Origin of the sequence: Agreia sp. Leaf335 (genome assembly GCF_001423605.1) — a bacterium.
Lineage (GTDB): Bacteria > Actinomycetota > Actinomycetes > Actinomycetales > Microbacteriaceae > Agreia.
The window spans coordinates 196,313-215,521 of record NZ_LMOQ01000003.1; the positions used below are offsets into that span (position 1 = coordinate 196,313).

18 protein-coding genes are annotated in these 19,209 nt (G+C 67.5%); 11 read left to right on the top strand and 7 right to left on the bottom strand.

Features of this window, described 5'->3' with window-relative positions; translation table 11 throughout:
- Positions 1 to 21 precede the first annotated feature (21 nt).
- A complete protein-coding gene (locus ASF79_RS11265) occupies positions 22 to 1,209 on the top strand; it encodes an LLM class flavin-dependent oxidoreductase (protein WP_055856042.1) in 1,188 nt (395 codons plus the stop codon).
- A gap of 162 nt (positions 1,210 to 1,371) precedes the next feature.
- On the opposite strand, the gene ASF79_RS11270 is transcribed toward ASF79_RS11265, so the two are convergent.
- Positions 1,372 to 3,675 (bottom strand): FdhF/YdeP family oxidoreductase, encoded by a 2,304-nt coding sequence (locus ASF79_RS11270; RefSeq protein WP_055855059.1) that lies wholly within the window; start codon positions 3,673 to 3,675, stop codon positions 1,372 to 1,374.
- Positions 3,672 to 4,553, bottom strand: coding sequence for a formate dehydrogenase accessory sulfurtransferase FdhD (fdhD, locus tag ASF79_RS11275; RefSeq protein ID WP_055779198.1), 882 nt, complete (start codon positions 4,551 to 4,553; stop codon positions 3,672 to 3,674). Before fdhD ends, ASF79_RS11270 begins: the two co-directional genes overlap by 4 nt.
- A gap of 95 nt (positions 4,554 to 4,648) precedes the next feature.
- Between fdhD and mobA the strand changes: the two genes are divergently transcribed.
- Genes mobA through ASF79_RS11290 form a run of 3 tightly spaced genes read left to right on the top strand, consistent with a single transcriptional unit; the run spans position 4,649 to position 6,845 of the window.
- Positions 4,649 to 5,326, top strand: a complete 678-nt coding sequence (mobA, locus tag ASF79_RS11280) for a molybdenum cofactor guanylyltransferase (RefSeq protein WP_082495854.1) — start codon at positions 4,649 to 4,651, stop codon at positions 5,324 to 5,326.
- The gene (locus ASF79_RS11285; RefSeq protein ID WP_235500744.1) at positions 5,323 to 5,655 is read left to right on the top strand and encodes a DUF6457 domain-containing protein; all 333 of its coding nucleotides are present in this window, start codon (positions 5,323 to 5,325) and stop codon (positions 5,653 to 5,655) included. The genes mobA and ASF79_RS11285 overlap by 4 nt, the downstream gene beginning before the upstream one ends.
- Positions 5,652 to 6,845 carry a molybdopterin molybdotransferase MoeA gene (locus tag ASF79_RS11290; protein WP_082495855.1) on the top strand — a complete coding sequence of 398 codons (1,194 nt, stop codon included), beginning with the start codon at positions 5,652 to 5,654 and terminating at the stop codon, positions 6,843 to 6,845. The genes ASF79_RS11285 and ASF79_RS11290 overlap by 4 nt, the downstream gene beginning before the upstream one ends.
- Positions 6,846 to 6,879: 34 nt before the next feature.
- Here ASF79_RS11290 and ASF79_RS11295 read toward each other — a convergent pair whose 3' ends face one another.
- Positions 6,880 to 8,175, bottom strand: a complete 1,296-nt coding sequence (locus tag ASF79_RS11295; RefSeq protein ID WP_055779189.1) for a uracil-xanthine permease family protein — start codon at positions 8,173 to 8,175, stop codon at positions 6,880 to 6,882.
- A 197-nt stretch (positions 8,176 to 8,372) separates the two neighbouring features.
- Between ASF79_RS11295 and ASF79_RS11300 the strand changes: the two genes are divergently transcribed.
- The 4 genes from ASF79_RS11300 to ASF79_RS11315 all read left to right on the top strand — a co-directional run bounded on the left by ASF79_RS11300 (position 8,373) and on the right by ASF79_RS11315 (position 13,249).
- Positions 8,373 to 10,034, top strand: coding sequence for an ABC1 kinase family protein (locus ASF79_RS11300; protein WP_235480552.1), 1,662 nt, complete (start codon positions 8,373 to 8,375; stop codon positions 10,032 to 10,034).
- A 39-nt stretch (positions 10,035 to 10,073) separates the two neighbouring features.
- Entirely contained in the window at positions 10,074 to 11,399 is a 1,326-nt protein-coding gene (locus ASF79_RS11305) for a glycosyltransferase (RefSeq protein WP_156366235.1), read from the top strand.
- 108 nt (positions 11,400 to 11,507) lie between these two features.
- Positions 11,508 to 12,656, top strand: coding sequence for a zinc-dependent alcohol dehydrogenase (locus tag ASF79_RS11310; RefSeq protein WP_055855065.1), 1,149 nt, complete (start codon positions 11,508 to 11,510; stop codon positions 12,654 to 12,656).
- A 17-nt stretch (positions 12,657 to 12,673) separates the two neighbouring features.
- On the top strand, positions 12,674 to 13,249 hold the full coding sequence (locus ASF79_RS11315; protein ID WP_055855066.1) for a hypothetical protein: 576 nt from the start codon (positions 12,674 to 12,676) through the stop codon (positions 13,247 to 13,249).
- On the opposite strand, the gene ASF79_RS11320 is transcribed toward ASF79_RS11315, so the two are convergent.
- The 3 genes from ASF79_RS11320 to ASF79_RS11330 form a co-directional block, all read right to left on the bottom strand.
- On the bottom strand, positions 13,230 to 14,060 hold the full coding sequence (locus ASF79_RS11320; RefSeq protein WP_055855068.1) for a hypothetical protein: 831 nt from the start codon (positions 14,058 to 14,060) through the stop codon (positions 13,230 to 13,232). The two genes, ASF79_RS11315 and ASF79_RS11320, sit on opposite strands and share 20 nt — an antisense overlap.
- Positions 14,057 to 14,728 carry an LON peptidase substrate-binding domain-containing protein gene (locus ASF79_RS11325; protein WP_082495856.1) on the bottom strand — a complete coding sequence of 224 codons (672 nt, stop codon included), beginning with the start codon at positions 14,726 to 14,728 and terminating at the stop codon, positions 14,057 to 14,059. Before ASF79_RS11325 ends, ASF79_RS11320 begins: the two co-directional genes overlap by 4 nt.
- A gap of 88 nt (positions 14,729 to 14,816) precedes the next feature.
- Positions 14,817 to 16,943 carry a heavy metal translocating P-type ATPase gene (locus ASF79_RS11330; RefSeq protein WP_055855070.1) on the bottom strand — a complete coding sequence of 709 codons (2,127 nt, stop codon included), beginning with the start codon at positions 16,941 to 16,943 and terminating at the stop codon, positions 14,817 to 14,819.
- 131 nt (positions 16,944 to 17,074) lie between these two features.
- Here ASF79_RS11330 and ASF79_RS11335 point away from each other — a divergent pair, with 131 nt between their 5' ends.
- Positions 17,075 to 17,413 carry a DUF3140 domain-containing protein gene (locus tag ASF79_RS11335; RefSeq protein ID WP_055779179.1) on the top strand — a complete coding sequence of 113 codons (339 nt, stop codon included), beginning with the start codon at positions 17,075 to 17,077 and terminating at the stop codon, positions 17,411 to 17,413.
- 10 nt (positions 17,414 to 17,423) lie between these two features.
- On the top strand, positions 17,424 to 17,627 hold the full coding sequence (locus ASF79_RS11340; RefSeq protein ID WP_055855073.1) for a DUF2945 domain-containing protein: 204 nt from the start codon (positions 17,424 to 17,426) through the stop codon (positions 17,625 to 17,627).
- Here ASF79_RS11340 and aztA read toward each other — a convergent pair.
- Positions 17,614 to 18,270 (bottom strand): zinc ABC transporter ATP-binding protein AztA, encoded by a 657-nt coding sequence (aztA, locus tag ASF79_RS11345; protein ID WP_055855074.1) that lies wholly within the window; start codon positions 18,268 to 18,270, stop codon positions 17,614 to 17,616. The genes ASF79_RS11340 and aztA overlap by 14 nt on opposite strands.
- 50 nt (positions 18,271 to 18,320) lie before the next feature.
- Here aztA and aztB point away from each other — a divergent pair, with 50 nt between their 5' ends.
- On the top strand, positions 18,321 to 19,202 hold the full coding sequence (gene aztB, locus ASF79_RS11350; protein WP_082495857.1) for a zinc ABC transporter permease AztB: 882 nt from the start codon (positions 18,321 to 18,323) through the stop codon (positions 19,200 to 19,202).
- Positions 19,203 to 19,209 lie beyond the last annotated feature (7 nt).

A 19,209-nucleotide genomic window follows, 5' to 3' on the forward strand; every position in this document is an offset into this window, starting at 1 on the left:
AAAGTTTAGGAGTGAGTGAACATGCAGTTCGGAATCTTCAGCGTCGGAGACGTCACGACGGACCCGACCACCGGTCACACGCCCAGCGACACTGAGCGCACCAAGGCCATGATCGCCATCGCCGAGCACGCCGACCAGGCCGGGCTCGACGTCTTCGCCGCCGGCGAGCACCACAATCCGCCCTTCGTCACGTCGTCTCCCACGACGATGCTCGGCTACCTCGCCGGCACCACCGAGAACATCGTGCTCTCCACGGCCACCACGCTCATCACCACGAACGACCCGGTGAAGATCGCCGAAGACTACGCGATGCTCCAGGTCATCAGCGACGGCCGTATGGACCTCATGATGGGCCGCGGCAACACCGGACCGGTCTACCCCTGGTTCGGCAAGGACATCCGCAAGGGCCTCGAGCTCGCCACAGAGAACTACGCGCTGCTTCGCCGCCTCTGGGAGGAGGAGGTCGTGGACTGGGCCGGAAACTTCCGCACCCCTCTGCAGGGATTCACCGCGACCCCGCGCCCCCTCGATGGCGTGGCGCCCTTCGTCTGGCACGGATCGATTCGCAGCCCCCAGATCGCCGAGCAGGCCGCCTACTACGGTGATGGCTTCTTCCACAACAACATCTTCTGGCCGATCCAGCACACCGAGCAGATGGTGAAGCTCTACCGCAGCCGTTACGAGAGCTACGGACACGGCCGCGCCGACCAGGCGATCGTCGGGCTCGGCGGGCAGTTCTTCGCCCGCAAGAACTCGCAGGCCGCGAAAGACGAGTTCCGCCCCTACTTCAACAACGCGCCCGTCTACGGACACGGCCCGTCGATGGAGGACTTCACCGCCCAGACCCCGCTCACGGTGGGATCCCCGCAGGAGGTCATCGACCGCTACGCCACCATGCGTGACCACGTCGGCGACTACCAGCGTCAGCTGTTCCTGATCGACCACGCGGGTCTGCCGTTGAAGACGGTGCTCGAGCAGATCGACATCCTCGCCGAGGAGATCGTACCTGCGCTCCGCGCCGAGAACGAGTCGAAGCGTCCCGAGGGTGTTCCGAGCAACCCGCCCAGCCACGCCGAGCGCGTCGCCGCGGCCCGCGCGAAGGGCGCCGTCGCATCCACCCACGTCGATGGAGAAGACGAGTGGACCGGCCTCACGGCCGAGGCCGGAACCAAGCCGCTCGCCAAGGCGGGCGCGGCCTTCGGCCTGTAAGACATACGCGCCGGTCGAGTAGCGAGGCACGGCCGTATCGAGACCATCGTGAGATGGTCTCGATACGGCCGTGGACGGCCTACTCGACCAGCGGGGCCGTGGACGGCCTACTCGACCAGCGGGGCCGTGGACGGCCTACTCGACCAGCGCGGACGTGCGCGGCTACTCGACCAGCGCGGGCTGGGCCGCCGCAACCAGGCGCACCACGACGGCCTTCGAGACCGGGGTGTTGCTCTCGTCGGTCACCGAGTCGAGCGGCACCAGCACGTTGGCCTCGGGGTAGTAGGCCGCCGCGCATCCTCTGGCGCTCGGATACGACACGACCCGATACGAGCGCAGAACGCGTTCGATGCCGTCGTTCCACTCGCTGAACACGTCGACGAGCTGTCCGTCTTCGAGGCCGAGCTCGTCGAGGTCGAGCGGGTTCACGAACACCACGCTGCGGCCCTTCTTGATGCCGCGGTAGCGATCGTTGAGGCTGTAGATCGTGGTGTTGTACTGGTCGTGGGCGCGCAGCGTCTGCAACAGCAGAGTGCCCTCCGGTCGCACGACCGGTTCGAGATGGTTCACCGTGATCATCGCCCTGCCCGTGAGCGTGTCGAAGGTGCGGCTGTCGCGCGGCCCGTTCGGCAGCACGAACCCGTTGATGTTGCGGATGCGCTCGTTGAAGTTCTCGAAGCCGGGAACAACGTTGGCGATGTGGTCGCGGATCAGATCGTAGTTCGCCTCGAAACCGGCCCAGTCGATGGGCGAGTCTTCTCCGAGAACGGCACGCGCGAGTCGGGTCACGATCGCGATCTCAGACAAGACGTGGTTCGAGATCGGATCGACCTTGCCGTTCGACGCGTGCACGGCGCAGACCGTGTCTTCGACGCTCACGAACTGCAGGCCCGATGCCTGCCGATCGAGCTCGGTGCGCCCCTTCGTGGGAAGGATGAGAGCCTCCTCGCCGATCACCGCGTGCGAACGGTTGAGCTTGGTCGAGACCTGAACCGTGAGCCGGGTACCCCGCATCGCTTTCTCGGCTACCTGGCTGTCTGAGATGGCGGCCACGAGGTTGCCGCCCATCGCAAACCACACCTTGATGTCGCCACGGGCCATCGCCTTCATGGAATTGACCGCGTCGAGGCCGTGCTTGCGGGGCGGGTCGAAGCCGAACTCCGCCTGCAGCGCGTTCATGAACGCATCCGGCATCTTCTCCCAGATGCCCATCGTGCGGTCACCCTGCACGTTGCTGTGACCCCGGATGGGCGACGCCCCCGCACCCGGCTTGCCCATGTTGCCGCGAAGCAGCAACAGGTTCACGATCTCTTTGATCGTGCCTACGGCCTTCTTCTGCTGTGTGATGCCCATGGCCCACGTGATGATCACGCGGTCGGCTTTGATGTAGCGCTCGGCCAGTTCGTCGATGTCTGATGCCGTGAGTCCGGTCGCCTCGAGGACCTCGGCCTCGTCGAGGTTCTCGATGTGCGCCATGAACTCCTCGAGACCGGAGCAGTGCTCCGCCAGGAATTCGTGGTCCAGCACCGTTCCCGGTGCCTTGCGTTCGGCATCCAGAACCCGCTTCGAGAGGGCCTGCATCAGCGCCATGTCGCCGCCGAGCCGGATGTGCACGAACTGGTCGGCGATCTTCGTGCCGTGACCGACGATGCCGCGCGGCCGCTGCGGGTTCTTGTAACGCATGAGTCCCGCCTCGGGCAGCGGATTGATCGCGACGATCTTGGCGCCCTTGCGCTTGGCGTCTTCGAGAGCAGTGAGCATGCGCGGGTGGTTCGTGCCCGGGTTCTGACCCATCACGATGATCAGGTCGGTGTCTTCGAAGTCGTCGTAGGCGATCGTCGACTTGCCCACGCCGAGGGTCTCGCCCATGGCGGTACCGGTGGACTCGTGGCACATGTTCGAGCAGTCGGGCAGGTTGTTCGTTCCGAAGACGCGCACGAAGAGCTGGTAGGCGAAGGCCGTCTCGTTGGCGGTGCGGCCGCTCGTGTAGAAGGCCGCCTCGTCGGGGGAGTCCAGCTCGTTCAGACGCTCGGCGATGATCGCGAACGCCTTCTCCCAGCTCACCGGCTCGTAGTGGTTCTTGCCCGCCGGCTTGTAGACGGGCTCGACGAGCCGCCCCTGCATTCCGAGCCAGTGCTCGCTGCGGGTCAGCAGGTCGTCGATGGAGTGCTGCCCCCAGAAGCTGCGCGGAACCGCGATGGGAGTGGCCTCCCACGTGACCGCCTTGGCGCCGTTCTCACAGAACTCGGCAGCCTTTCGGCGGTCGGGGTCTGGCCAGGCGCAACTCGGGCAGTCGTAGCCGTCTTTCTGGTTGAGGCCGAGCATCAGCTTCGCCGTGCGGGCCACGCCCATGCCCTCGATCGCGGGCACCATCGAGTGAACGATGCCGGGCACTCCGACGGCCCACGTCTCGCGTTCTCCGACCTCGAGCTGGCTGTCGTCTTCGCGGGGCGGGATGGTGGTCATGCGACACCGATGCTTTCACTGGGGACGTTCTCGACAGGGGGGAGGTCGGATTCGAGGATGCGCTCGGCGCGGGAGTAGATGACCATGGAATCGCCGCGGAGGAAGCCGACGAGGGTGATGCCGAGTTCGCTCGCGAGTTCCGCGGCGAGCGACGACGGCGCCGAGACCGCGGCGAGCATCGGGATGCCGGCCATGGAGGCCTTCTGCATCAGCTCGAAGCTCGCGCGTCCGGAGACCATGAGCACGGTTCCGCGCAACGGCAGCAGGTTCTCGCGCGTCGCCCAGCCGATCACCTTGTCGACCGCGTTGTGTCGACCCACGTCTTCGCGCAGCACGAGCAGCTCGCCGGTCGTGCCGTCGAAGAGCGCTGCGGCGTGCAGTCCGCCGGTCTTGTCGAACACGTCCTGCTGCTCGCGAAGCCGATCGGGGAACGTCGTGAGCAGCGATGCCTCGATGCGGAGGGCATCCGACTCGCTCGTGTAGGCAGAGGTCGTGCGCACGGCGTCGATCGACGCCTTGCCGCAGAGCCCGCACGAACTTGTGGTGAAGAAGTTGCGCTGAAGGCTCGGATCCGGAGGAGCGACGCCCGGCGCGAGCGTCACGTCGAGCACGTTGTAGGTGTTCATGCCGTCGTCGTCTGTGCCCGCGCAGTAGCGGGCGGCGGCGAAGTGCTCTCCGCTCGAGATCACGCCCTCGGAGACGAGAAAGCCCGCCGCGAGGTCGATGTCGTTGCCCGGGGTGCGCATGGTGATCGCGAGCGACTGGCCGCCCACCCTGATCTCGAGTGGCTCCTCGGCGGCGAGCACGTCTTCACGCACCCTCTTGCTGCCCCCGACCGTGAGGCGGGTGACGCGACGACGTACGGTGATTCTGCCCATACAGTCAGGCTTATCACCGATTCTCCGCTGCCGACAGGGCTGGCCGGGGCCTGGCAGAGGATCGTCGGGTCGATGCCCGGTCGTAGGCTGGCTGCATGCTGCTCGACGCGATCGTCCTCGCCGGCGGAAAGTCCTCCCGTCTCTTTGGCGTGCCCAAAGCGCGGTTGGAGTGGCGAGGCTCGACGCTGCTGCAGAACACGGTCGACGCGGTTCTCAAGGCCGGGGCGCGCCGCGTGGTCGTCGTCGGCCCGGATGCGCCGGCTTCGGATGCTCGGGTCCTGATGGCGCGCGAGGATCCGCCGTTCGGTGGGCCTGCCGCCGCCGTCGCGGCAGGAATGCGCGCGCTCGAACATCTCGACGATCCGCGCGGCGATCAGGTGCTGGTGTTCGCCTGCGATATGCCGCGGGTCGCCGACGCGGTGTCGCGGCTCGTCGGCGCGGGGCATCTGCTCGGCGGCGGCGACGGCGTCGACGACGGCGACGGCGCCGTCGTGGTCGACGCCGCGGGAATGCGGCAGCCGCTCGCGGCGCTGTACAGCCGCTCTGCGCTGGCCGGGGCGGTCGACGCCGCGCGCGCATCCTCGACCCTCGACGGCGCGTCGATGCGGGCGCTCATCTCGTCGCTCGACCTGATCGAACTGCCCGACGCGATCGAGTCGACGCGCGACGTCGACACCTGGAACGACGCCGCCTCCTTCGGAATCGAGCGGCCCGACGACGCCTCGCCGACGTCAGAGACACCGCCCCACCTCGCGACAAGGAGTAGATCATGAGTGACGACACGACCGCACAGCCCGAGGCGTCGGCGAAGCCCACGAGGTCTGACGCAGAGAAGGCGGAGATGCTCGACGTGCTCGAGCGCTGGACCGCCTCGCTGTCTGCCGAGCTCGACCTCGCCGGACTCGACGTCGACATCGATAGGGTGCTCGCTCTCGCCGGTGTCGCCGCACACGCCGTGCTGCGGCCGGCCGCTCCGCTGACCACCTATCTGGTGGGCTACGCGGCGGGTCGTGCCGCGGCCCTCGACGGGGCGAATGAGGCCGAGGCCACCGCGCGCGCGTTCGACGCGGCCTCGCAGCTCGCGCGGCGCCCCACGGCATGAGCGCTGCGTCGGGCGCGCCCCGGATGTCGTGGGCGCGGGCCCGTGAGGCGGCCTTCGGTGCCGCAGACCCGCGGCCCGCGACCAGGGTGGCGCTCCGTGACGCGGTCGGGCGCGTGCTCGCCGAACCGGTCCTCGCCCTCTGCGACGTTCCGCACTACGCGTCGTCGGCGATGGATGGCTGGGCCGTGCGCGGGCCCGGTCCCTGGGTGCTGCGTGGGGCCGCGCGAGATGCTTCTGCTCTCGAGCCGAACGAGGCGCGAGAGATCGTGACGGGTGGGCTCATCCCCTCGGGCGCCGAGGCCGTTCTGCGCAGCGAGGTCGGAGAGGTCGCGGCTGACGGCGGGGATGCCGGAGCGCCTGTGCTTCGGTCGACCGTCACGCCCTGGGCGGGCCAACACATCCGGCCGCGGGGCGAGGAGTTCGCCCGCGGGGAGGTGGGTATCGAAGCGGGGGTTCGCCTGAATCCTGCGCACATCGCCGTGGCTGCCGCGTGCGGCGTCGACGACGTCGAGGTGCTGGCGCGGGGGCGGGTGTCTCTCGTGTTCACGGGCGACGAAGTGGTGACCCACGGCATCCCCGCGCCAGGCACGGTGCGCGACAGCTTCGGGCCCCAGCTGCCCGCGTTCGTCGAACTGCTGGGCGGTGAGGTCGCCGCTCAGGCGAGAATCGGCGACGACCACGACGCACTCGTGGGCGCGCTGCTAGCTGGCGCCTCGACGAGCGACGTCGTCATCACGACGGGCGGTACGGGCGATTCGTCTGCCGATCATCTGCGCGGGGCGCTCGAACGACTCGGTGCGGGCATCCTGATCGACGGAGTGGCGATGCGGCCGGGCGGGCCGAGTCTGCTGGCGCGCCTCGACGATGGGCGGCTGCTGATCGGGCTGCCCGGCAATCCGCTCGCGGCGATGATGGGCCTGCTCACGCTCGCGGCACCGGCGCTGGCCGCACTCGGGGGCCGAGGCATGCCCGAGCTGTCGCGCATCCGGCTCGGCGCGCCGATGGCCGCCGGGCGCGGCGAGACCCGGCTCGTTCCCTTTCGACTGGTCGACGGTCGTGCACAGCCGAGCGGCTTCACCGGCTCGGCGATGCTGCGCGGTCTGGCCGACGCATCCGGCGTGCTGCTCTGCGCGGACGGCGGCGCGGAGGTGGGCGACGAGGTGGAGTTCGTTCCGCTTCCCTGGGTGTGATCGGCGCGGCGTGAGCCGGCCGGCCGTCGGGTCGTCAGGCGTCGCGCCTGCCGCCATCCGTGCCGCGGAGACGTGCGACCGCGGTCATCGCGTGGTAGATGACGATGGCGGCGACCGTGCCGAGAGCGATTCCGTTGAAGGTGACCGAGCCCGCGTTCATCGTGAAGTCCGCGATGCCGATGATCAGCGCGGTCGCCGCGGTGAACTGGTTGACGGGCTTCGAGAAGTCCACCTTGTTGTCGAGCCAGATCTTCACACCGATGATGCCGATCAGGCCGTAGAGCGCGGTGGTCACGCCTCCCAGCACACCGGCGGGGATCGTGTTGATAATGGCGCCGACCTTGGGCGAGAGCCCGAGCAGAATGGCGACGGCGCCGGCGATCCAGTACGCGGCGGTGGAGTAGATGCGCGTCGCGGCCATGACACCGATGTTCTCGCCGTAGGTCGTGGTTCCCGAGCCTCCGCCGAAGCCGGCGAGCACGGTGGCGAGGCCGTCGGCCAGCAGCGCGCGACCCGTGAGCTTGTTCACCTCGGGTGACTCGGTCATCTGGGCGACGCCGCGGATGTGGCCCACGTTCTCAGCGACCAGCACCAGGACGACGGGCAGGAAGGCGGGGAGCACGCCCCAGAGGGCGGAATCGGCGAAGGGATTGCCGGGCAGCGAGAACTGGGGGAGTCCGACCCAGGCGGCGTCGGCGACCTTCGAGAAGTCGACCTCGCCAGCGATGACCGCGGCGATGTAGCCCACGACGACACCGATGAAGATCGAGAGTCGGGCGAGCATGCCCTTGAACAGCACGGTCGAGAAGATGACCGCGGCCAGGGTGATGAGTGCCGTCAGCGGCGCGATCTGGAAGTTGTTCTTGGCCGCGGGGGCCAGGTTGAAGCCGATCAGAGCGACGATGGCGCCCGAGACGACGGGCGGCATGAGGGCGTTGATCCAGCCGATGCCGGTGATCAGAACGACCACGCCGACGAGGGCGAGCAGGGCGCCGACCGCGAGGATTCCGAAGAGGGCCCCGCCCATTCCCGTGCTGGCGACGGCGGCGGTGATCGGCGCGATGAAGGCGAACGACGAACCGAGATAGCTCGGAAGCCGGTTCTTGGTGATGAGGAGGAACAGGAGGGTGCCGATACCGGAGAAGAGCAGAGTCGTCGCGGGCGGGAATCCGGTGAGCACCGGCACGAGGAACGTCGCGCCGAACATGGCCACCACGTGCTGGCCGCCCAGACCGATCATGCGGGGCCAGGTGAGTCGCTCACCGGGCTTGACCACGGCATCCGCTTCGACGTTCTTGCCGTCGCCGTGAAGTGTCCAGAGTTGTGTCATCTCGTTCGTTCCCCTTGCCCGGCTGCGCGCCGGTCGTTCCATGCCCTGCACCGGGCTTCTCCGAGAGTAGTGGTGCGCGACTGTTTCAGGAGGAGCGCGTCATCGTGTGGATAGTGGCGTCGGTCGACCTGTCCTCCTGAATTGGTCACGACGCGCATGGGAGGATGGGCGCATGACCGAGGCACAGGGGGTTACTCGTGGCTAATCCGATCGCCGCAGCCGTCGGAACGCGGCTCGAACGCTACCGGGAGATCGCGAGCGTGCTGAGTCGGCACGGGCTCAGCTTCATCATCGGGGCGACCGGGCTCGACCGCTTCGAGCCGGCCGCTCAGGAGCAGGCGCGAGCGAGCAATCCTGAGAATCTCAGACGCGCGCTCGAGGAACTCGGCCCGACGTTCGTGAAGCTCGGTCAGGTGCTGTCGACGCGCTCCGACATCCTTCCGCCCGCCTATCTCACCGAGCTGGCGAAGCTGCAGGACAGGGCGCCGGTCGTTCCCGCCGCCGTGATCAAGCGCCTCATCGTCGAGGAGCTCGGAGACCAGCCGGACAAGGTGTTCGCGAGTTTCCAACTCAAGCCACTCGCCAGCGCGTCGATCGGTCAAGCGCATCTGGCCACGCTGCACGACGGAACCGAGGTCGTCGTCAAGGTGCAGCGACCCGACATCGCCACGAACATCGCCATCGATCTCGAGATTCTGCACACGCTCGCCGTGCGGGCGTCTCGGCAGTGGAAGCTCGCCGCCGACTACAACATCACCGGCATCACGGACGAGTTCGCCCGAACGCTGCGCGAGGAGCTCGACTACACGCACGAGGGCCGCAACGCAGAGACCTTCGCCGCCAACTTCGCCGGCGACGAGACGATCCATATTCCCCGCGTGTTCTGGGATACGAGCACCACCCGGGTGCTGACCCTCGAGCGCATCACCGGCATCAAAGTCGACGACCTCGCCGCCCTCGACGCTGCCGGAATCGACCGCGCGACCATCGTCACCAATGCCGTTGACGCCATCGCGCAGATGGTCTTCGTCGACGGTGTGTTCCACGCCGACCCGCACCCGGGCAACCTGTTCGTCGAGCCGAACGCCCGCATCGGGCTGATCGACTTCGGCATGGTCGGCCAGATCGACGAGACGCTGCGCGGACAGCTCGCCGACCTGTTCATGGCGCTGAGCAGGCACGACCCCGATCGCATGGCCTCGGCGCTCATCGCGCTGTCGAGTTCGAAGGCATCGATCGATCAGGAGTCGTTGCGGGCAGACCTCGTGGGTTTCATCGACATCTACCGGGGCAAGGGCCTCGGCGAGGTCGACATGGCCGCGCTCATCAACAAGCTGCTCGCCGTTCTTCGACACAATCGACTGCAGCTGCAGCCCTCGATCGTGATGCTGCTGCGCATGCTGCTGATGGTCGAGGGAATGGGCGTGCTGCTCGATCCGTCTTTCAGCCTGGGGGATGCGCTCAGGCCGTACGCGACGAAACTCGCGCTGTCGAAGTTCTCGCCCGCGGCCATAGCGAAACGACTCGCGGCAGCCGGGCTCGAGGCGGCGGAGCTCGGCATCGAACTGCCCGACAAGATCCGCAAGGTCTTCGACGTGATCGACCGCAACGGCATCGAGGTGCATCTGCGTGCCACCGAACTCGACCCGCTGGTGGCGCGCGTCGAGAAGGTGGGCAACCGTGTGGTCGCCGGGGTGATCGCGGCCGCGTTCATCCGGGGTATCGGCGAACTGGCCGTGAGCGACAGCAAGCGCTTCGGTCACTGGAGCGGCCCGCTCATGGGCATCGGCCTGGGCGCCAGCGGTGCCCTGAGTGCGTACATCGCCCTGACCTCGCTGCGCAGGCGCCGGCACAACTGAGCCCGACAGTGTGATGAGGCGACCTCACCTCACTAAAGTGTGCACAGAGCCATTGGTCGCGACATCGGGGGCAAGCGCATGGCGAACTACCTGATCTGCAGTACGCCGGTGCATCACCATGCCACGCCCATGATCGCGATCGGCACCCATCTCGCGTCTCGGGGCCATCGGGTGATCATGCTCTCCGGCTCGCGGTTCGCCCAAGAGATCGAGCGAGCGGGTATGGAGTTCGTCGCCTTCGAGGGTCGCGCCGACTTCGACGACCGAGATGTTCCGAGCTACCTGCCTTATCGCGACCGCTACCGAGGTATGGCCCAGACGCAGTACGACGTGCAGAACATCTTCGTCAAGACCATGCCCGCGCAGTTCCGCTCGGCCCGCGCCATCCTGCAGCGCGAGCGGATCGACGCCGTGCTGGTCGACGGCGCCTTCGGAGGCATCTCGCCGGCGCTCCTCTCCAACGCGCCAAGGCCGCCGATCCTGGCGATCGGCGTGATCACGCTCACGCAGCTCAGCCGTGACACCGCACCCGTCGGCCTCGCCATGGCGCCCTCGTCGAGCACGCTGGGCCGCCTTCGCAACCGCACGCTCAACGCTCTCGCGCGCACGGTGTTCTTTCGCGACACCCAACGCGCCGCGCAGGAGGCGTTCGCCGAGATCGGGGCGCGCAGGTCGTCTCTGTTCGTGATGGACATCTCGGCCGCCTTCGACCGCTTTCTCCAACTCGGCCCGGCCACGCTCGAGTATCCGCGCACCGACCTCTCGCCGAATGTGCGTTTCATCGGCTCCTTGCCCACCGAAGGCGGCGGCGATCTCCCTTCGTGGTGGAACGAACTCGATGGTTCGCGTCGCGTCGTGTACGTGACCCAGGGAACGATCGACAATCACGACTTCGACCGGCTCGTCAGGCCCACGATCACAGCACTGGCGAACGACGACGTGCTCGTCGTGGTGTCGACCGGGGGCCGCCCGGTCGAGAGTCTCGGCGCGGTCGCCCCGAATGTGCGCGTCGCTGAAGATCTGCCCACCGGCAGGCTGCTGCCCCTCACCGACGTCGTCGTGACGAACGGCGAATTCGGCGAAGTGCAGGCCGCGCTGGCGGCCGGCTCGCCCCTGGTGGTCGCGGGGAGCACCGAAGACAAGCCCGAGGTCGCGGCGCGCGTCAGCTGGTCGGGCGCGGGTGTCGATCTGCGTACGGGCACCCCATCTGCGGATGCCGTGGGTTCGGCCGTGCGGGCCGTGCTGGCCGACGAGCGCTACCGTGCCCGGGCGCAGCGCTTCGCCCACGAACTGGCCGGGCTCGACACGCTCGCGATCATCGAAAAGGAATTGGCGACCGCGGTCGCCGACCGCTCGGCGCGCTGAGCTCGCCGGGCCGCATCTTTGCCGCTGACCGAACGGTGCGTCAAGTCCCGGTCGCAGGAATCTGCGAGCGAATTAGCCTGCCTCTACAGCCGGAATCTGGAGGCGAGCATGCGCTCAATGGTCTACCGCGGGCCGTACAAGGTCCGCGTCGAAGAAAAAGCATTTCCCCGAATAGAGCATCCGAACGACGCGATCGTGCGGGTGACCCTCGCTGCTATCTGCGGTTCCGACCTGCATCTCTATCACGGCATGATGCCGGATACCCGGGTCGGCACGACCTTCGGCCATGAGTTCGTCGGGGTCGTCGAGCAGGTCGGCTCTTCTGTTCAGAACCTCGAGCCGGGTGACCGCGTGATGGTTCCGTTCAACGTGTACTGCGGGTCGTGTTTCTTCTGCGCTCGCGGCCTCTACTCGAACTGCCACAACGTCAATCCCAACGCCACGGCGGTGGGTGGCATCTACGGCTACTCGCACACGACGGGCGGGTACGACGGCGGCCAGTCGCAGTTCGTGCGCGTTCCGTTCGCCGATGTCGGACCATCTGTCATTCCCGAGTGGCTCGACGACGAAGACGCCCTGATGATGACTGACGCGCTCTCGACGGGCTACTTCGGTGCGCAACTGGGCGACATCGTCGAAGGCGACACAGTCATCGTTTTCGGCGCCGGGCCCGTAGGCCTGTACGCCGCCAAGTCCGCGTGGCTCATGGGTGCCGGGCGCGTGATCGTCGTCGACCATCTCGAATATCGCCTCGAGAAGGCCCGCACCTTCGCGCACGCCGAGACCTACAACTTCGGAGAGTACGACGACATCGTGGTGGAGATGAAGAAGGCGACCGACTATCTCGGTGCCGACGTCGTGATCGACGCCGTGGGAGCCGAGGCCGATGGCAACTTCATCCAGCACGTCACCACCTCGAAGTTCAAGCTGCAGGGCGGATCGCCCATCGCACTGAACTGGGCTATCGACTCGGCGCGGAAGGGCGGAACCATCTCGGTGATGGGCGCCTACGGACCGATGTTCAGCGCCGTCAAGTTCGGAGACGCGATGAACAAGGGCCTGACGCTGAACACCAACCAGGCTCCCGTGAAGCGCCAGTGGCCGCGACTGCTGGAGCACATCCGCAACGGCTACCTGAAACCGAGTGACATCGTGACCCATCGCATCCCGCTCGAGCACATAGCCGAGGGGTACCACATCTTCTCGTCGAAGCTCGATGGCTGCATCAAGCCCGTGATCGTTCCGAGTGCCGTCTGATGCGAGGAGACGAGGCAATGCCGTACATCGCCAGCAAGCCGTCGCGCGCGCCCAACAGCGAGGAGCTGCGTGCACGCATCCCAGGGTGGGGCGCCGATCTCGACCCCGCCGACAGGCCGTCGGTTCCGAAGATGAGGTTCGACCCGGACGCGACCGGTGCCCATTGGATCTTCCCCGAACGACAGGCATACGACGGCTTCAGAGAGAAGTCGATCGAGCACGAGATGCTGACTCCCGTCTTCGGCACCGCGGTTGGCCTCAAGGGTCTCTCCGGAATCATCCGCCGCTACTCCTACGCGCACTTCAGCGAGGGGCGAGCGGGTCACTGGCTTCTTCTCCTCGGGGCCGATCGTGTCGACGTGCTCGAGAGCCGCGTCACCTCGCTCTTCGCGGGCAAGCCCGACAGCCCCGTCGCCGAGACGGGGGTGCACAGCGAGTTCACGCACCATGGGTTGTCGTCACGGCGCGCACGTGGCCGCGTCGACGTGAATCACGCCTGGATCGACCCGCTGCTGATCGCAGGGCCGTACCTGATCGCCGGGGCCGTTGCTGTCGGCGGAGTCGTGAGCCTGCTCAGGCGACGCTCGGCCTGAACTCCACGCCGTTGTTCACAATGAACACGAGTACGAGTCCCACGGCGACGAGGCAGAGCAGAGCGACCGTCGGCTTGCGAAAGCGCAGGAACTCGTTGACGATGCGTACTTTTCCCTTGAACGGGTAGAACAGCGGCGCGAAGAGTCCCGATGCCGCGACGCCGAGGAGCGTGTCGCTCACCATCTCGATGGCGTGGCTTCGGGTCGTGAACGTGAAGGTGAGCGCGTAGACGAACACGAGCACGGCGGTGCCGGCGGCCCACGATCCGATGCCGAGGGAGCGCATCGAGCTGACGGAGCCGTCGGCATAGGCCGTCACCCGGGTAGCGAACAGCCGCGCGAGCAGGACGGTGCCGGCAACGCCGACCGCGAATCCTGTCCAGTAGAGCCACGCGGGCGCGCCGAACCAGAAGAGCAGAGTGGCCGCGTCGCCGGCGCCCGTGAGGGGCGCGAGAAGAAGCGAGGTGAAGACGAGCTGCACGCTGATGAAGCCGAGCCAGGTGACGAACAGCCGGATGATGCCGGCTCCCCAGATGCGCGCCGCGAAGATGAGTGCGAGACCTGTCACGAGGCTGGTGATGGCGGCGACGGTCGAGGTGAGAATGAGCGTTCGCGTCTGCGTGATGTCGAACTCGAGATAACTCGGATAGAGCGTGGCCGGCGACTGCAGCGCCACCGCGGTCACGAATCGGGCGAGTTCGTGGATGGAGATCGCGACGATGCCCGCCAGCACGAAAGCAACCGCGCCGTTGAACCACAGGGTGCTCGAGGGTGCCGGCGCGTCGGTGCCGGACGCTCTCGATGCGCTCACAGCTTCTCCTCGAAGTCCTCGTCCGCCGGGCCGTCCGATTCGTTCGGACCGGGGGCGGTCGACCAGGCCGAGGCGAACGACTCCGCCGCATCCGTCGCCCGCTCGAGAACGGTGGTCAGAAGCTCCTCCATCGAGATCGCGCCCAGGAACGACAGCTGGTCGAGTTCGCCGACGGGCGCGATTCCGGCGAGCTGCCAGCACGCCTCGAGCGGGTCGGCCGAGAGTTCGACGACGGATGCCCAGCGCTGCTCGGTGAACTCGCTCGCCACGGCGAGGGCACGGCGCACGGCCTGCTCCGTGTCGTCGCGCAGCGCTCGCAGCGACTCGTCCCACTCCAGCGGCTCGAGGAAGCGGATCTGGGCGCGCGGATACGGATCGTCGTCGAGCCAGCCGGTCACCTCGAACCGGGAGCCGCCCTCCGCGTTCACCGCCACGAACCCCTCGCCGCCCGCCATCTCGCTGATGAGCGCCAGGGTTCCGAGCTGGAAGCGATGCTCGCCGCCGCCCACTTCCTGGCCGCGCTCGATCAAAACGACGCCGAATTGCGGCTGCTCAGCCTCGAGCATGTGAGCGAGCATCACGAGATAGCGCTCCTCGAAGAGACGCAGCGACACCGGCATATAAGGGAAGAGCACCGTGCCGAGGGGGAACATGGGGATCTCGGGCATGGGTCAAGACAAGCACGGCCCGCCTGTGTTGCCAATGGGGATTGCGCCCGCCGGTCGGGCCGTCGCTCGGCGCCCCCCACCTCGCGCGTCAGCGCCCCGGGCGCAGGTCGATGCGGCGTAGCAGCTGCGCGTTGAGTGCCACAACGACGGTCGACAGCGACATCAGCAGGGCTCCGACCTCCATCGGGAGCACGAATCCGATGGGGGCGAGCACCCCGGCCGCCAGCGGCACGGAGATCAGGTTGTACCCCGCCGCCCACCACAGGTTCTGCGTCATCTTGCGGTAGCTGGCCTTCGACAGATCGATCACCGAGACCACGGAGCGGGGATCGTCGCCGGCCAGGATCACGCCGGCGGCCGCGACGGCCACGTCGGTTCCGGCACCGATCGCGATGCCCACATCCGCCTGCGCCAGGGCGGGCGCGTCGTTCACGCCGTCGCCGACCATCGCGACCCGCCGCCCCTCCTGCTGCAGCTCGCGCACGGTCTGCGACTTGTCCTCGGGTCGCACGCCCGCATAGACGCGCTCGATTTTGAGTTCTGCCGCCACCGACCGAGCCACGGCCTCGGCGTCGCCCGTGATCATCACGACCTGGATGCCCCGGGCGGCGAGCTCTGCCACGGCCTGGTTGGATTCGGGTCGCACGGCGTCGGCGAGAGCGAGCGCGCCGATCGGAACGCCGTCGGCGAGCACGTGCAGCACGATCGCTCCGTCATTCGACCAGTCGCGCGTCGCATCCAGCGCCGTGGCCTTCGCCCGTTCGAGCAGGCGGGGCCCGCCCACGCTGATGACCCGGCCGTCGACGGTGGCCTCGACGCCCACCGCGGTAGACGCGTGGAAGTTCGTGGCGCGGGGCACAACGAGGCCTCGCTCGCTGGCTGCGGTGACGATCGCCCGGGCCACCGGATGCTCGGAATCGGCTTCCGCAGACGCGGCGAGGGTCAGCAGCCGGTCGTCATCGTTTGCATCTACCGAGAACACGTGGGTCACGAGAGGGGAGCCCATGGTGAGCGTTCCCGTCTTGTCGAAGAGAACGGTGTCGACGGTGCGCATGCTCTCGAGCGCCAGGCGGTCTTTCACGAGAACGCCGGCCTTCGCTGCGCGTTCGGTGGCGATCGACACGACGAGCGGAATCGCCAGGCCGAGCGCGTGCGGGCAGGCGATGACGAGCACGGTGATCGTGCGGATGATCGCATCGTTCGGGCTGCCCACCAGCGACCACACGATCGCGGTGATGACCGCGGCGCCCAGGGCGAACCAGAACAGCCAGGCCGCGGCGCGGTCGGCGATGCGCTGTGCGCGGCTCGACGAGTTCTGGGCATCGGTGACGAGCTTCTGGATTCCCGCGAGTGCGGTGTCGTCGCCGGTGGCGGTGACCCGGATGCGCAGGGCTGAGTCGGTCGCGACCGTTCCGGCGACGACCGCGCTGTCGATGCCTCGCGAGACCGGAACGGACTCGCCGGTGATCATCGACTCGTCGACATCGGCCGTGCCCTCGACGACCACGCCATCGGCGGGCAGGCGCGAGCCGGGGCGAACGATCACGACGTCGCCGCGATGCAGCTCCGCCGGGCTGACGATCTCGACGGAGCCGTCGGCCTTCACCCGCTCCGCCTGATCGGGCAGGAGGGCGGCCAGACTGTCGAGGGCGCTGGACGCCTGTGCGAGGGATCGCATCTCGATCCAGTGCCCGAGCAGCATGATGACGATCAGCAGCGCGAGCTCCCACCAGAAGTCGAGTTGATGATCGAGCAGGCCGAGCGTCGCGCCCCAGCTCGAGACGAAGGCCACGCTGATGGCGAGTGCGATCAGCAGCATCATTCCCGGCTGGCGTGCCTTGATCTCGGCGAGGCCGCCCGTGAGGAAGGGGGCGCCGCCCCAGACGAACATGACCGTTCCCAGCACGGGCGAGATCGCGGCCAATGGCAGGGCGTCGGGTACCTCGTATCCCAGAAGCGACGCGAACATCGGCGAGAACGCGACCACGGGCAGGGCGACGACCAGCATGATCCAGAACAGGCGGCGGAAGTGCGCGGCGTGACCGCCGTGGCCCCCGTGGGCGGAGTGATCGTGGCCCGCGTGGTCCGAGTGGCCTTGGTGCCCTGTGTGCTCGTGTTCCGCGTGCCCCGCATGATCGTGGTACGAGTGCTGCATCGCCTCGTGATCCGTGTGGCCGGAGTGGTCGTGCGTGTGGTGGTCGTGCGTGTTGCTCATGCCTCGACCATATACCCCTGGGGGGTACCAATCAACCGTCTGCCGATTCGACCGAAGAGGCATGCTCGCATAAATGACGCCGTTTTTCAGTCCCCTGCGACGAATGTGCTCGGAGGGCGGATACTGAGGGGATGAGCGACAAAGATGACGACAATGCCGACGTCTGGACGGACTTCACCCACTCGGTGAACCTCACCCCCAAATCGCTCGAGAAGTGGCTCTCGACAGACGAGTCGCGCAGCGTGGGGCAGAAGGCGGGGGGCGAGGCCATCGGTCACCGCAGTGGCCGACACATCCTCTCGATCCTCGAGAAGAAGAAGTCCGAACTGACCGAAGCCGACTACGAGCACATGCGCACGGTGCTGGGCTATATCAAGAGGCACTCCGCGCAGCGCCCGAGCGGCGACGTGAGCGAAACGCCGTGGCGATACTCGCTGATGAACTGGGGTCACGACCCCCTCAAGAAGTAAGGCGCACGAGATGGCATTCTCCAAGGGCGACACGGTCCGCTGGAACACCCCGCAGGGCGAGACCCGCGGCACGATCGTCGAGAAGAAGACGAAGGACTTCTCGTTCGACGGGCAGAAATTCACCGCGTCGAGCGATGAGCCGGCCTACGTGGTCGAGAGTGAGAAGTCGGGCAAGCAGGCGGCCCACAAAGAGTCGGCGCTCACGAAGGCGTGACCACGCGTCCCCGCTCGAGGCGCAACACCGCGTCGGCCTCGGACAGGACCGCCTTCTCGTGCGAGGCGTGCACCACCGTGGCCCCACGCTCGGCTTCGGCCCGCAATGCCGTCACGATGAGGTCGAGCGCCTCGGCATCCACCCCGGCTGTCGCCTCGTCGAGCAGCAGCACGTCTGCGCGTCTGGCCAACCCCTGAGCGACGAGGGCTCGCTGTCGCTGGCCGCCCGAGAGTGATCCGAGCGGTCGATCAGCCAGATGCAGGATGCCCATGGTGCGCAGGCAGGATCCCACCGCGTCGCGGTCGGCGGCCGAAAGCCGACGCCACATTCCGCGATCGGCCCAGCGCCCCATGCTCACGACCTCACCGACGGTGAGCGGAAGGGTGTCGCCGGCCGCACTGCGTTGAACGACCAGGGCTGGCAGCCCTGTCGTCGTCGCCCGATGAACCCGTCCAGACTGCGGGGAGATCGTGCCCGCCAGCACACCGAGCAGGGTCGACTTTCCCGAACCGTTTCCTCCGCTGACGGCGGTGACGGTTGCCGGGCTGAACGAGACCGACACTCCCGAGAGTGCGGCGGCGCCGTCGTACGAGACATGGATTTCGTGCGCCGCGAGGGAAGAGATGTCGAGGATGGCCGTCATGATTCCAGCCTATCGGTAATGACAATCGTTCTCATGTAGGGTCGATTGCTGTGTCCTTCCTCCTCGATCCCCTGTCGTCGGAGTTCATGCTGCGCGCACTCGTCGGCGGCGTTCTCGTTGCGACCATGAGCGCGATCGTCGGAACCTGGGTCGTCATTCGCGGCATGGCTTTTCTCGGCGAGGCGATGGCGCACGGCATGCTGCCGGGCGTCGCCATCGCCACTCTGCTCGGGCTTCCCGTCGTGTTCGGTGCGGCCGTGAGCGCGCTCGTCATGAGCGCCGGCGTCGGCTTCGTCTCGCGTCGGGGTCGCCTCTCGAATGACACCACGATCGGCCTGCTCTTCGTGGGCATGTTGGCGCTCGGCGTGATCATCGTGTCGCGTTCCCGCTCGTTCGCCGTCGATCTGACGGCCATCCTCTTCGGCGACGTGCTCGCCATCGGGTGGAGCGACGTGCTGCTGCTCGCCGTCGCCCTCCTCGTGACCGTCGCGGTCGCGGCGCTCTTCCATCGCCCGTTCGTCGCGCTGGCCTTCGATCCACGCATCGCCCGCACCCTCGGACTGCGTCCGCGTCTCGCGCAGACCGTGCTCACCGGTCTCGTGACCCTCGCAGTCGTCGCGTCGTACAGCGCGGTCGGCACGCTGCTGGTCGTCGGTCTGCTGCTCGCCCCCGCGGTGGCCGCCGGCCAATGGATGCGCAGGATCCCCGCGACCATGATCCTCGCTGCGGCATTCGGGTCGCTCGCGGTGCTCGTCGGCCTGCTCGTCTCGTGGCACGCATCCACGGCGGCCGGAGCCTCCATCGCCCTCACCTCCATCGTTCTCGCCGCGGTCTCCGCAGGCATCCGCGCGGTTGTCGCGCGGCTCGGCGCGACAGTGTCCTCACGACGCACGTCCGTTTCGCACCCGACCGAATCACCGATCACCGCCTAAGAAAGGC